The sequence below is a fragment of the Bacillus sp. 5w2 genome (assembly GCF_054353775.1).
Map to the genome: position 1 here is coordinate 38,965 of NZ_JBTIWT010000025.1, position 12,670 is coordinate 51,634.

Genomic DNA, 12,670 nt, shown 5'->3' on the forward strand with positions numbered 1-12,670 from the left:
AAAAACCTCCCTAGTTTCACTAGAGAGGATAAACGTCGCCCTTGCATGTAAAAAATCGTACATAAATAAACGATTTTTTTACATGATCGTTTCGAAAGAAAGTATCGACAAATGGACAGACTAATCCCCTGCTAGTTTTCATCATTTTTGTTCACTATTTGTGATGGATGAAATAAATAAGAGAATTAGAACTTCATTGGTCAAAGTACCTTCCTTTCATAATATTACTTTTATTGTATGCGCATACAAATGAGTTTGTCAAACTTATTTCTGTTTGTGATTTTTGAATTCTTTATTATAAATTTGTACCTTTGCTAGCGCCTCAGCATCATTTTGGATTTCATCTAATCCATTCGCATCTCCGATAACATACCCTTCAAATGATGAACCAACAAAATCAAAGATATATTGGAATTGAGCAATAAGCGGTAATGCTTTTAGTTTTGGATTGTCCCCACCAACGATGACAACATACATTTTTTTGCCCTTCATTTTTTCTTTGAAATGAAGGGATGTATCACGCAAGCTTTGTGACCAGCGATCAACAAAATTTTTCATATGTCCACTCATTCCGTACCAATATAATGGTGTAGCAAAGATAATCGTGTCGTGCTCTAACATGCGTTTGGTTAACTGCCCATAGTCATCATTTACAGGTTGAAATCCTTCTGCATCATGACGTTGATCCGTAATAGGATGAACTGTATGGTCTCGCAAGTAAATTTGTTCTGTTTCCATTCCATCAATCATCATATGTGTTAAAGCTTCCGTATTTCCGTTTTGTCTTGAACTGCCGTGTATAACAAACATGTAATCATTCCTTTTCTTTTGCTTGTTTTAGGAGTGAAACGTGTTGTTGCAAATTCTTTTGAATACTGGAAAGTAATGAAATTTGCTTTGTTACTTCATTGAGTTTATCTTCATAAAGCGTAAGGATACTGCTGCAAGGATTGTCGTACAGGTGTGGTTCAATTTCAAGGCAACGCAGCATCCTTGCCGTCTCTTCTAAATTCAAGCCAATTTGTAAGTACATTTGAATAAGTTCTACTTTTTTGATGGCATTTTCATCAAAATCACGGTAGCCATTTGTGAGGCGTTTAGAAGGGAGTAATCCCTTTTCCTCATAATGTCTTAGTGATCTTTCGCTAACGCCAGTTTCTTTTGATAACTCTCCAATTCGCAACGTGTTTCACTCCTTTTAAACGTATTGTAAACCTTCACACTAATGTGAAGGTCAACTCTGTTTTTTCGCAAAAGAACCTACATGATTTAAAAACACTTGAATAGCTTTAGACTGAATAAAGTATTTGCCACGCACGATGGAGAAGGGACGGATGAGTTGTTCATTTGGAACTTCGACGTGGAATAGCTCTTTTGCCAGTAGCTCTTTCCGTACAGTCCAATCAGAAAGTATAGCGATGCCAAGCCCAGCACTAACTGCTTCCTTCACGCTTTGAATACTACTGAATGTAAAGAATCGTTTCATTTTTAAATGGTGTTGATGAATAAAGCGATCACTATAAGCACGTGTTCCAGAACCACTTTCTCTTAATACCCATACTTGATCTTGGAGTGTGTTTTCATTTATTTCATTTGTGCGGAGCAGTGGATGATTTGGCGGAACGACGAGCTTCATTTCATCTTGCATAAATGTTTCAACGTCAACATCGGCATATACGACTTGCCCTTCAACTAAGCCGATATCAATTTGATTAGAGCGAAGGCTTTGCAAAACGTCTTCTGTATTTGAGATAAAAGTATGAACTTCGACGTGTGGATTTTCATTCGCATAGTTAGCTAGTATTTTTGGAAGTAAGTATTCGCCAATTGTAAAACTAGCACCGATGCGAAGAGTTCCTGTTACAACGTTATGTAATTCGTTAATTTCTTGTTTAGCATCTTCGTAAAGAGAGAGCATTTGCTTTGCGTGTATATATAAAATGTTTCCAGCCTCTGTCACTTGAACGTGCTTAGGAGAGCGCTGAATAAGTGTAGTGCCAAATTCGTTTTCTAAGTTGCGTATGTGCATACTTACGCCAGGTTGCGAGAGGTTTAATAATTCTGCTGCACGGGAGAAGTGTTTCTGTTCAACGACAGTAACAAAAATCTTTAAAATGTCTACGTTCATATAATGGGATCCTTTCGTTTTTCTATCATCTTATCATAAGTATTTCTGATGATAGAGATTCAATATTGATATTAAACTTATTATAGAAACTCTCTTATAATGTAAGTAGAAAGAACATGCATGTTCCAATACGATTATTGGGGTGGTACAAAGTGGAACAAACACTTGTTATACAAAAGAAAAAGGGCTTTGGATTTTCGCAAGGAATTGGGATTACATTATTAATCGCAATTGTCGCGAAATATTTAGCAGAGCTTCCATTTTTAAATATTATGGGACAATTAGTAATTGCTATTCTAATTGGGATGGTTTGGCGAGCAGCTATCGGAGTTCCGCAAGAAGCGATAGCTGGAACGAATTTCGCGAGTAAGAAGTTGCTTCGCTTTGGGATCATCTTACTTGGAATGCGGTTAAATCTTGTTGATATTGCGAAGGCGGGACCGAAAGTATTGGTCATCGCAGCGGTTGTTATTACATTTACGATTTTCGTTGTATATGGACTAACGAAAGTATTCAAAGTAGAAAAGAAACTTGGAATTTTAACAGCATGCGGAACAGCAATTTGCGGGGCGGCTGCGGTCGTGGCAATTGCACCGCAAGTGAAAGCGAAGGATGAAGAAACGGCAGTTGGAGCAGCAATTATTGCAATTTTAGGTACGATATTTACACTTATTTATACGCTATTATACCCAGTGCTCGGCTTTTCTCCGTACGGTTACGGTGTATTCTCAGGGGCGACGCTTCATGAAATCGCTCATGTCATCGCAGCTGCGGCGCCAGGGGGAAGCGCGGCTGTAGACATCGCAGTTATCGTGAAATTAACGCGCGTTGCAATGCTTGTACCAGTAGCGATTTTAATCGGATTATGGTTTGGTAAGAGCGAGGGAAGCGAAGAAAAAAGATCGTGGCGTGACCTTCCAATTCCTTGGTTCATCTTCGGATTTTTAGCGATGAGTGCAGTGCATTCACTTGGAATTATTCCAGAAGTTGTCGCGGGCTACATTGTGGTCATTGCTTATATGTTAATCGCAATGGCGATGGCAGGGCTCGGCTTAAATGTAGAGTTTAAAACGTTCCGTAAATTAGGAAGTAAAGCATTCGTCGCGGGGCTAATCGGCTCGGTTTGCTTATCGGTTCTTGGATACGTTCTTGTCTGGGGATTAGGATTTATGTAGTAGGATGAAAAAGCTGTTCCCAAAGGTATTTGGGGACAGCTTTTTCTTATGATTATAGCGCTACGGATGTCGATATATTAAAAAATCGCTGATATAAATTGAATTACTTTTGTACTTTGTTAGAGTAGATGTTCAGTGAAACGTTTTTCTAAAATTTGTAAAGATATCTTTACTTATAACTGGAAAATATTTATAATTCAAGTAAAGATATCTTTACTTTTGAAGGTGGAGCCTATGGGTGTAAAAAATAAAATTAAAGAATTAAGAAAGCAACATCATATAACACAAGTGGAAATGGCAAAGGCGATGCAGGTGACACGGCAGACAATCGTGGCGATTGAAAACCATCATTACAACCCGAGTCTAGAGTTATCCCTAAAAATCGCCAAATATTTTGGAGTGAAGGTGGAGGAAATCTTTACGCTGGAGTAAGGGGAGAGAAAATGAACAATGCTAGAAAGTTGTATATCGGTGCGTTTTTTGGATTGTTTTTGGGAGACATTATAGTTCATATTATGAATCCGGCTATACCAATTTTACCGCTCGTAGTGAGTAACGTTTTAGCAATTGTATTTTTGACAGTGTATGTGTATTACAAAAAGCGTAAGTACAGAAAAGAAGAACTTCCCGATATAGATGAGCGAGTAAATGAAAATATAAAAAAGCATGTAAACGTCTCATTTGTATTCGCATTTCTGTTGCTTATTGTTTATATTGTTGCGAGTAAAGCAATAGGCAGGGCTGTTATACCTGTGCAAGAGATATTGATAATATGTAGTTCCTTATTTGCAGGTAGTCTCATCATAGGAGTTATGGTAGGGAAACGAGCATAGCGATAGGAGGAATGAAAAAATGCAGGATGAGTTTGAGAGATTCCAGTCAGATAAAGCGTTTAAATATGTAGGATTATTTTTTACGATTAGTTTAGCGATATGGGGTTTATATAATTTAATTGTTGATGGAAATGCTGGTATGCCGTTTGTTTTATTTGTACTAGGGCAGTGGGTGTATTTTCTTGTGAACTATTGGCCGAAGTGGAGATATAGAAATAGTAAAGAGGCTGATCGTGTATGAGTTTGGCATCGCCTGAGTAAGGCATAAATAGAAAAGGGGAACTGGGATGGGATTACCGGTGTTATGTGTCGCTACAGCTATATTTGCGCTTCTTTGGGGAATGCAAAATTTTTCTCGTAATCCAGTGCCGAGTATTTGTATTATGATTGGTACTGTAGGTTTATCGTATTATTTATTATTATTAGCCCATTATCATAAAACGGCAACGAGTGTTGTTGTTGGGGCACTTATTTTATTTTGTGGGCGTGCCATACAAAAGGGATTATTTCCATAAAGGCTGTTTATACAAAGAGTATAAACAGCTTTTTGTATTTTTTTTACAAAACACTTGAAAGTTACGTAACGTCATCTTTTATAATGAAGGGGAAGAGGTGATGGTAGTGATTTCAATACAGCAATTGACGAGAGAAACAGGGGTTACGGTACGTACATTACGTTATTATGATCAAATAGATTTATTAAAGCCAAGTGGGAAAACAGAGGGGGGACATCGGTTATATAGTGAAGCTGATGTCATTCGTTTGCAACAAATTTTATTTTTAAAAGAAATGGGATTTTCATTAAAAGAAACTGCGAATATGTTAGTAAAAGGTGAGCTGAATTTAAAGGATTCGCTTGAAAAACAACTTCGATTTGTACAGGAAGAACAAAAGAAATTTAATCAAATGGAGCGTGTTTTACAAGCGGTTGTTTATTCGGTAGATGTAGAGGGAGAACTCGATTGGAAAGTTATGTTTGAACTTATTCAGCTTTCAAAACAGTCTCCTCGTATACGTGAAATATTTCAAAATGAAGTATTTTCAAAGGAAGAACAAAAATTGCTTCATAACTTACCAAAGATGAGTGAAGAAGATCCGAATGTTTTAGAATGGGTAGATTTATTAAAGCAATTACGTCATTTTATGAAAGATGGTAAGGAAGCAGGGAGTGATGAGGTACAAGAGGCAACGAAGAAATTAATGCAGAAGTGTTTAGAAATGGCTAATGGTGACGAAGCGTTTTTAGATAAGTTATGGGAAGTTAGAAAATCGAAGGAAGATTCACAGAAAATGAGCATGTATCCAATTGAAGAAGAACTTTTAGTATATATGGATGAGGCTTTTCGTATTTATGATGAAAGGGAGAAGGATAAATGAGTATACTCGCAGAATATCGTTGGTATTTTTTAATTGGGGCGGAAATTGTATTTTGGTTATCAGCTATCGGTTTCTTTTTACTCCGTTACGGATTCCGTTTGAAAAAGGCGAGTTTTATTATGGGGATTGTACTCCTCGTAAATGAAGTGTTTATTTTAACTTTAGGGGCAGTGGACTATTATCAAACAGGAAAGTTCTCTAACTTTCAAATTATTACTGTAATTATTTTATTGTATGCAGTCTTTTACGGGAAAAAGGATTTGAAGAAGCTGGATATATTTGCGCAAAAGCTAGTTGCGAAATGGCGGAATGAGCCGGCGCCTATTATAGAAGAACAGATAGAATTAACAGGTATGGCCTATGCGAAGCAGGAAGTGAAAAATTTGGTAGTACATCTTGTTTTATTCGTTGGTGTGCACATATTCTTTTTCTTCGCGTACGGATTGATTCCATTTGAACAATGGGGCAATTGGTTAGAGTCAGGAATTGTTTTAAATAAAGCTGCAAGTCGCGTGAGCCAAGTGTGGGCAATTATATTTTTAGTTGATACAGCGATTTCATTTTCATATGTGATTTTTCCGAAGAAGGAGAAAGGAAAAGAAAAGCTACTTTCATAGTTGAAAGTAGCTTTTGGGTATACAAATAATTTTTATAGGAGAGGATGACAATAGGAAGAAGAATCAGTTTTATATGTCTATTTCTTTTTAGTTTAGTAGCATGTTCACCATCTAACACTACAATTGATAAGAAGAACGATGTCATTGTAAAGGGAACCAGGATTTCCAATCTAGATAAATTTGAAAAGTTCGTTTGGAATGTCGAGCAAAGGGAAGTTGATAAAATAAGAATTGTACAGTATACCCTTGAAGGGGACCCGATTTTTCAAACGTTAGAGTATAGTGGGAACGATATATTTTATGTGTCAGATAATAGAAAAGACAAATTTGCTGGGAAGGATAAAGGGTTACATAAAGATAGCTGTAAAAGGATTGTTAAAGAGCAACGTGAATCACAAACGGCTTATAGGTTAATAGACTGTGCGAATGAAAATGGGCGCAATGGATATGATTTATTATATGTACCTAAAAAATAGAGTTAGTAGAGGAAGGAAGATTTGACTCCTTCCTTTTTCTATGTATATATTGTCGAAAATTTTACCGAATATCTGTTCGTTTTTTTAGGTTTTTTATGGGCATTCGTGGTAAAATAATAATACAGATTTTTTATGAGGAGGTCGGATTTTACTTGGAACATCAATTTGAAATTATCTCAGCGTATTCCCCGCAAGGTGATCAGCCGGTAGCTATAGAGAAGCTTGTAGAAGGAATTAATAGTGGAAAGAAAAAGCAAGTGTTGCTTGGAGCGACAGGAACGGGTAAGACATTTACGATTTCAAATGTCATTAAAGAAGTGCAGAAGCCAACACTTGTCATGGCTCATAATAAAACGTTAGCGGGACAGTTATATAGTGAGTTGAAAGACTTTTTCCCGAATAATGCAGTTGAGTATTTTGTTAGTTATTACGATTATTATCAGCCGGAAGCGTATGTGCCACAAACAGATACGTTTATTGAAAAAGACGCGCAGATTAATGATGAAATTGATAAATTGCGTCACTCAGCAACGTCTTCATTATTTGAACGGGATGATGTGATTATTGTTGCGAGTGTTTCGTGTATATATGGTTTAGGTTCTCCAGAAGAATACCGCGAGTTAGTTGTTTCACTTCGAGTTGGTATGGAAAAGGACCGTAATCAATTGCTTCGTGAACTTGTTGATGTGCAGTATGGACGTAATGATATTGATTTCAAGCGTGGTACATTCCGTGTGCGCGGAGATGTAGTTGAAATCTTCCCAGCATCACTTGACGAGCATTGTATTCGAATTGAATTTTTCGGCGATGAAATTGATCGTATTCGCGAAGTAAATGCGTTAACAGGTGAAGTATTAGCAGAACGTGATCATGTAGCAATCTTCCCAGCATCTCACTTCGTTACACGTGAAGAAAAGATGAAGGTCGCTATTGAAAATATCGAAAAAGAATTAGAAGAGCGTTTAAAGGAATTAAATGATAATGGCAAGTTGTTAGAAGCGCAGCGTATAGAGCAACGTACACGTTATGATTTAGAAATGATGCGCGAGATGGGCTTTTGTTCAGGGATTGAAAACTATTCCCGCCATTTAACGCTTCGACCAGCAGGTGCAACGCCGTATACGTTATTAGACTATTTCCCGGAAGATTTCTTAATCGTTATGGATGAGTCGCACGTATCAGTACCGCAAGTAAGAGCGATGTATAACGGGGACCAAGCACGTAAGCAAGTGCTTGTGGATCATGGATTCCGTCTGCCATCAGCTTTAGATAATAGACCGCTCATGTTTGATGAATTTGAAGAGAAAACGAATCAAGTTATTTACGTTTCGGCAACGCCAGGACCGTATGAGTTAGAGCAGTCACCAGAAGTAATAGAACAAATTATTCGTCCAACAGGGCTTTTAGATCCACCAATCGATATACGACCAATTGAAGGGCAAATTGACGATTTATTAGGAGAGATTCAAGATCGCATTGCGAAAAATGAACGTGTATTAATTACGACTTTAACGAAGAAGATGTCAGAGGATTTAACGGACTACTTAAAAGATGTAGGAATTAAAGTGAACTATCTTCACTCTGAAATTAAAACGTTAGAACGTATTGAAATTATCCGTGATCTTCGCCTTGGTAAGTTTGATGTACTTGTTGGTATTAACTTATTACGAGAAGGGTTAGATATTCCAGAAGTATCACTTGTAGCTATTTTAGATGCTGATAAAGAAGGTTTCTTGCGTTCAGAGCGTTCGTTAATTCAAACAATCGGTCGTGCGGCACGTAATGAAAATGGCCGCGTTATTATGTACGCAGATCGTATAACGAGATCAATGGGAATTGCGATTGAAGAAACGCAGCGTCGTCGTACTATACAAGAAGCTTACAATAAAGAGCATGGTATTACGCCGAAAACGATTCAAAAAGGCGTGCGTGATGTAATCCGGGCAACGACAGCTGCTGAAGAGCCAGAAACATATGAAGCAGCGCCAGCTAAGAAGATGACGAAAAAAGAGCGTGAAAAGACAATTACGAAGATGGAAGCAGAGATGAAAGAGGCAGCAAAAGCGTTAGATTTCGAGCGTGCAGCTGAATTAAGAGATTTACTATTAGAATTAAAAGCGGAAGGGTGAAAAGAGTGAGCGTGAGTAAGGATTTTATTGTTGTAAAAGGTGCTAGAGCACATAACTTAAAAAATATTGATGTAACCATTCCGAGAAATCAGCTTGTTGTTGTAACGGGATTGTCTGGTTCAGGGAAGTCATCATTAGCGTTTGATACGATTTACGCAGAAGGGCAGCGCAGATACGTAGAATCGTTATCTGCGTATGCGCGCCAGTTTTTAGGACAAATGGATAAGCCAGATGTAGATACGATTGAAGGATTGTCACCAGCGATTTCAATCGATCAAAAAACGACGAGTCGTAATCCTCGTTCAACAGTTGGAACGGTCACAGAGATTTATGATTATTTACGTTTATTATTTGCGCGAATTGGTACGCCGATTTGTCCGAATCATGGCATTGAAATTACATCACAAACAGTAGAGCAAATGGTAGACCGTGTACTTGAATATCCTGAACGTACGAAATTACAAGTGTTAGCTCCTATCGTTTCTGGGCGTAAAGGTGCGCACGTGAAAGTGCTTGAAGATATTAAGAAGCAAGGGTATGTTCGTGTACGTGTTGATGGTGAAATGCTTGATGTATCTGAAGATATTGCGTTAGATAAAAATAAGAAGCATTCTATCGAAGTTGTAATTGACCGTATTGTTGTAAAAGAAGGGATTGCAAGCCGTCTTGCGGATTCTCTTGAAAGTGCATTAAAGCTTGGCGGGGGACGAGTGTTAATCGATGTAATGGGAGAAGAGGAACTTCTGTTTAGTGAACATCATGCTTGTCCGCATTGTGGTTTTTCAATCGGAGAATTAGAGCCGCGTATGTTCTCATTCAACAGTCCGTTTGGGGCATGTCCTTCTTGTGATGGACTTGGTTCAAAGTTAGAGGTAGATTTAGAACTTGTTATCCCGAACTGGGATTTATCATTAAATAAACATGCGATTGCGCCTTGGGAACCGACAAGCTCACAATATTACCCACAGCTTTTACAATCTGTATGTAATCATTACGGCGTTGATATGGATATGCCTGTGAAAGATATACCGAAAGATTTATTTGATAAAGTGTTGTACGGAAGCGGAGAAGAGAAAGTTTATTTCCGCTATGTAAATGAATTTGGTCAAGTAAAGGAAAATGAGATTTTATTTGAAGGTGTTATTCCAAATATCGAACGTCGTTATCGTGAAACGAGTTCTGATTATATTCGTGAGCAAATGGAGAAATATATGGCAGAGCAAGCTTGTCCGAAGTGTAAAGGTGGACGCTTAAAGCCTGAGAGTTTAGCTGTTTTCGTTGGTGATAAAACGATTGCTGACGTAACGAAGTATTCTGTTCAAGAAGTACAGGAATTCTTCTCAAATGTGGAGCTAACGGAGAAACAACAAAAAATTGCTCATTTAATTTTAAGAGAAATTCAGGAGCGCGTTGGATTCTTAGTAAACGTCGGTTTAGACTATTTAACGTTAAGTCGTGCTGCAGGAACTTTATCAGGTGGTGAGGCACAGCGTATTCGTTTAGCGACACAAATCGGTTCTCGTCTGACTGGCGTACTTTACATTCTTGATGAGCCTTCTATCGGTTTGCATCAGCGCGATAACGATCGTCTTATTCGCACATTGCAAGAAATGCGCGATTTAGGAAATACGTTAATTGTCGTTGAACATGATGAAGATACGATGATGGCTGCTGATTATTTACTTGATATCGGACCTGGTGCTGGTATTCACGGTGGTCAAGTTGTATCAGCGGGGACGCCAGCTGAAGTGATGCAAGATGAAAATTCATTAACAGGGAAGTATTTAAGCGGTAAAGAGTTTATTCCGGTTCCACTTGAAAGACGTAAGGGTGACGGACGTAAAGTGGAAATCATCGGTGCAAAAGAGAATAACTTAAAGAACGCCAAGATGTCATTCCCACTTGGTACGTTTGTAGCGGTAACGGGTGTATCTGGTTCTGGTAAAAGTACGATGATTAATGAAGTATTATATAAATCGTTAGCGCAAAAATTATATAAAGCGAAAGCGAAGCCAGGTACTCATAAAGAGATTAAAGGTCTTGAGCATTTAGATAAAGTAATCGATATTGATCAATCGCCAATCGGTCGTACACCACGTTCTAATCCAGCTACGTATACAGGTGTATTCGATGATATTCGTGATGTGTTTGCACAAACGAATGAAGCGAAAGTGCGCGGATATCAAAAAGGACGTTTCAGCTTTAATGTAAAAGGTGGACGTTGTGAAGCGTGCCGCGGTGATGGGATTATTAAAATCGAAATGCACTTCTTACCAGACGTATACGTTCCGTGTGAAGTTTGTCATGGTAAACGATACAATCGTGAAACGTTAGAAGTGAAGTATAAAGATAAGAACATTTCTGAAGTGTTAGGGATGACAATTGAGGACGGGGTAGAATTCTTCGCTAATATCCCGAAAATTAAGCGTAAACTCCAAACGCTTGTAGACGTTGGGCTTGGTTATATGAAATTAGGGCAACCAGCTACGACGTTATCTGGAGGAGAAGCACAGCGCGTGAAACTAGCTTCTGAATTACACCGTCGTTCTACAGGACGTACGCTATACATTTTAGATGAGCCAACGACTGGTTTACATGCGCATGATATCGCACGTCTTCTAGAAGTGTTGCAGCGCCTTGTTGAGAGTGGTGAAACAGTACTTGTGATTGAACATAATTTAGATGTAATTAAAACAGCTGATTATATCGTTGACCTTGGACCAGAGGGCGGGGACAAAGGTGGACAAATCGTTGCTTCCGGAACACCAGAGCAAGTAGTAAAAGAAGAGCGCTCATATACAGGTAAGTATTTAAAAGATATTTTAGTTCGTGATAAAGCGAGAATGAAAGAGAAAATAAAAGAAGTAGAGTTATCACAATAAGTGTATGAATAAAAACCGAGTGGAAATGACACTCGGTTTTTATTTCGTAGGGGGGAGAAGATGGAGTTCTTAGAAGGATTAAAGAAGAACATGGAGGTAAGAGAGTTTCAAAAGTGGGGTGTATATTTTCGCAAGCGCTGGGAGGATCATTTTGCAAATCATTTAAGCGATGAGGAGAAAGAAGACATTTTCCTTTACGGAGATAAGTATGCATGTGGTTATCTATGGCACATATTTAGTTATGAGAAAAAGAAGTGTTTAGAGGGTAAAGAAGCAGAGAACGCGTTTCATAATGAAGTGAAAAAGGATTGTTATGTATTCTATCAACATTGTGACGACGTACTGCTAATAAAGGATTCGAGCTTATTGCATATAGATGATATATTAAGGGAGACGGACGATGCATATAAAGGTGATATTTATATTGTAGATAAAGAGTTCACTTGGACCTTTGTGAAAACGCATGAGCATGGATGGTATGGCCCTTATTTCACAAAGAAATGTTAGTAGGTATACAAGCATGAAGAATAGAATAGGTTGATATAAGTGTTTGCATGATACTTGCGTTTATTAGCTATTAGCGTATGATGAAATATATATGTCAAAAGGATGTGTAAGAAAATGAGATGGATTGTATCACTTCTTGTAAATAGCGTTGTGTTAATCGCTGTATCGGGACTTTTAAAAGGGATTGCACCAGACGCGTTTTACGTAGCAAATATACAAACTGCAATTATTGCGAGTATTATCTTGGCTGTTTTAAATGTATTCGTAAAACCGTTTTTAATTTTAATTACGTTACCAATTACTGTTGTAACTTTCGGGTTCTTCTTAATTGTTATTAATGCGATTACGTTAAAAATAGCAGATTCATTATTAGGAGATGCATTTAATATATCAGGGTTTGGTGTAGCGATCGTTGCAGCAATTTGTATTTCAATTTTTAATATGATTATTGAAAAGGCAATTGTGGAACCGCTATATGAAAAAAAGAGAAAATGACAAAAAGAAAAACATTTCATTGTTTGTATGAAATGTTTTTTTTTATTTATT

The 12,670-nt window shown here is 37.8% G+C and carries 15 protein-coding genes; 12 read left to right on the plus strand and 3 right to left on the minus strand.

Translation table 11 applies throughout. The annotated features are described in order from the left end of the window. Positions 1–264: 264 nt before the first annotated feature. The 3 genes from ACXY7N_RS27260 to ACXY7N_RS27270 are packed head-to-tail and all read right to left on the minus strand — an operon-like array spanning position 265 to position 2,128. Entirely contained in the window at positions 265–810 is a 546-nt protein-coding gene (locus tag ACXY7N_RS27260; protein ID WP_016085580.1) for a flavodoxin family protein, read from the minus strand. 4 nt (positions 811–814) lie between these two features. Beyond that, the gene (locus tag ACXY7N_RS27265) at positions 815–1,183 is read right to left on the minus strand and encodes a MerR family transcriptional regulator (protein WP_016136017.1); all 369 of its coding nucleotides are present in this window, start codon (positions 1,181–1,183) and stop codon (positions 815–817) included. Between the two features lie 51 nt (positions 1,184–1,234). Further along, entirely contained in the window at positions 1,235–2,128 is an 894-nt protein-coding gene (locus ACXY7N_RS27270) for a LysR family transcriptional regulator (RefSeq protein ID WP_016136016.1), read from the minus strand. Between the two features lie 152 nt (positions 2,129–2,280). On the opposite strand from ACXY7N_RS27270, the gene ACXY7N_RS27275 reads away from it, so the two are divergent. From ACXY7N_RS27275 to ACXY7N_RS27330, 12 genes are all read left to right on the plus strand, one after another. Next, positions 2,281–3,303 carry a YeiH family protein gene (locus tag ACXY7N_RS27275; RefSeq protein WP_016085583.1) on the plus strand — a complete coding sequence of 341 codons (1,023 nt, stop codon included), beginning with the start codon at positions 2,281–2,283 and terminating at the stop codon, positions 3,301–3,303. A 234-nt stretch (positions 3,304–3,537) separates the two neighbouring features. Then, positions 3,538–3,735 (plus strand): helix-turn-helix transcriptional regulator, encoded by a 198-nt coding sequence (locus tag ACXY7N_RS27280; RefSeq protein WP_000538359.1) that lies wholly within the window; start codon positions 3,538–3,540, stop codon positions 3,733–3,735. 11 nt (positions 3,736–3,746) lie between these two features. Continuing rightward, on the plus strand, positions 3,747–4,136 hold the full coding sequence (locus tag ACXY7N_RS27285) for a hypothetical protein (RefSeq protein WP_016136015.1): 390 nt from the start codon (positions 3,747–3,749) through the stop codon (positions 4,134–4,136). 19 nt (positions 4,137–4,155) lie between these two features. Continuing rightward, positions 4,156–4,377 (plus strand): hypothetical protein, encoded by a 222-nt coding sequence (locus tag ACXY7N_RS27290; RefSeq protein WP_016136014.1) that lies wholly within the window; start codon positions 4,156–4,158, stop codon positions 4,375–4,377. 46 nt (positions 4,378–4,423) lie between these two features. After that, positions 4,424–4,651 (plus strand): hypothetical protein, encoded by a 228-nt coding sequence (locus ACXY7N_RS27295; RefSeq protein WP_000524131.1) that lies wholly within the window; start codon positions 4,424–4,426, stop codon positions 4,649–4,651. Positions 4,652–4,751: 100 nt separating this feature from the next. Then, the gene (locus tag ACXY7N_RS27300; protein ID WP_033659973.1) at positions 4,752–5,513 is read left to right on the plus strand and encodes a MerR family transcriptional regulator; all 762 of its coding nucleotides are present in this window, start codon (positions 4,752–4,754) and stop codon (positions 5,511–5,513) included. Further along, positions 5,510–6,130: a hypothetical protein gene (locus ACXY7N_RS27305; RefSeq protein WP_016136012.1), complete on the plus strand. Its 621-nt coding sequence runs from the start codon at positions 5,510–5,512 to the stop codon at positions 6,128–6,130. Before ACXY7N_RS27300 ends, ACXY7N_RS27305 begins: the two co-directional genes overlap by 4 nt. Positions 6,131–6,174: 44 nt before the next feature. Continuing rightward, complete coding sequence (locus tag ACXY7N_RS27310; protein WP_016136011.1) at positions 6,175–6,606, plus strand: DUF4362 domain-containing protein; 432 nt, start codon at positions 6,175–6,177, stop codon at positions 6,604–6,606. A gap of 152 nt (positions 6,607–6,758) precedes the next feature. Next, positions 6,759–8,735 carry an excinuclease ABC subunit B gene (uvrB, locus tag ACXY7N_RS27315; RefSeq protein WP_016085590.1) on the plus strand — a complete coding sequence of 659 codons (1,977 nt, stop codon included), beginning with the start codon at positions 6,759–6,761 and terminating at the stop codon, positions 8,733–8,735. Between the two features lie 11 nt (positions 8,736–8,746). Further along, positions 8,747–11,617 carry an excinuclease ABC subunit UvrA gene (gene uvrA, locus ACXY7N_RS27320; RefSeq protein WP_016136010.1) on the plus strand — a complete coding sequence of 957 codons (2,871 nt, stop codon included), beginning with the start codon at positions 8,747–8,749 and terminating at the stop codon, positions 11,615–11,617. Between the two features lie 60 nt (positions 11,618–11,677). Further along, positions 11,678–12,124 carry a DUF4275 family protein gene (locus ACXY7N_RS27325; RefSeq protein WP_016136009.1) on the plus strand — a complete coding sequence of 149 codons (447 nt, stop codon included), beginning with the start codon at positions 11,678–11,680 and terminating at the stop codon, positions 12,122–12,124. A gap of 114 nt (positions 12,125–12,238) precedes the next feature. Further along, a complete protein-coding gene (locus ACXY7N_RS27330) occupies positions 12,239–12,619 on the plus strand; it encodes a phage holin family protein (RefSeq protein ID WP_001267308.1) in 381 nt (126 codons plus the stop codon). Positions 12,620–12,670: the final 51 nt, after the last annotated feature.

Bases quoted from the DNA above. Each gene is read 5' to 3' on its own strand.
- ACXY7N_RS27280 (WP_000538359.1), top strand. From the start codon at position 3,538: ATGGGTGTAAAAAATAAAATTAAAGAATTAAGAAAGCAACATCATATA.
- ACXY7N_RS27295 (WP_000524131.1), top strand. From the start codon at position 4,424: ATGGGATTACCGGTGTTATGTGTCGCTACAGCTATATTTGCGCTTCTT.
- ACXY7N_RS27260 (WP_016085580.1), bottom strand. From the start codon at position 810: ATGTTTGTTATACACGGCAGTTCAAGACAAAACGGAAATACGGAAGCT.
- ACXY7N_RS27285 (WP_016136015.1), top strand. From the start codon at position 3,747: ATGAACAATGCTAGAAAGTTGTATATCGGTGCGTTTTTTGGATTGTTT.
- ACXY7N_RS27300 (WP_033659973.1), top strand. From the start codon at position 4,752: ATGGTAGTGATTTCAATACAGCAATTGACGAGAGAAACAGGGGTTACG.
- ACXY7N_RS27310 (WP_016136011.1), top strand. From the start codon at position 6,175: ATGACAATAGGAAGAAGAATCAGTTTTATATGTCTATTTCTTTTTAGT.
- ACXY7N_RS27290 (WP_016136014.1), top strand. From the start codon at position 4,156: ATGCAGGATGAGTTTGAGAGATTCCAGTCAGATAAAGCGTTTAAATAT.
- ACXY7N_RS27270 (WP_016136016.1), bottom strand. From the start codon at position 2,128: ATGAACGTAGACATTTTAAAGATTTTTGTTACTGTCGTTGAACAGAAA.
- ACXY7N_RS27305 (WP_016136012.1), top strand. From the start codon at position 5,510: ATGAGTATACTCGCAGAATATCGTTGGTATTTTTTAATTGGGGCGGAA.
- ACXY7N_RS27330 (WP_001267308.1), top strand. From the start codon at position 12,239: ATGAGATGGATTGTATCACTTCTTGTAAATAGCGTTGTGTTAATCGCT.
- ACXY7N_RS27325 (WP_016136009.1), top strand. From the start codon at position 11,678: ATGGAGTTCTTAGAAGGATTAAAGAAGAACATGGAGGTAAGAGAGTTT.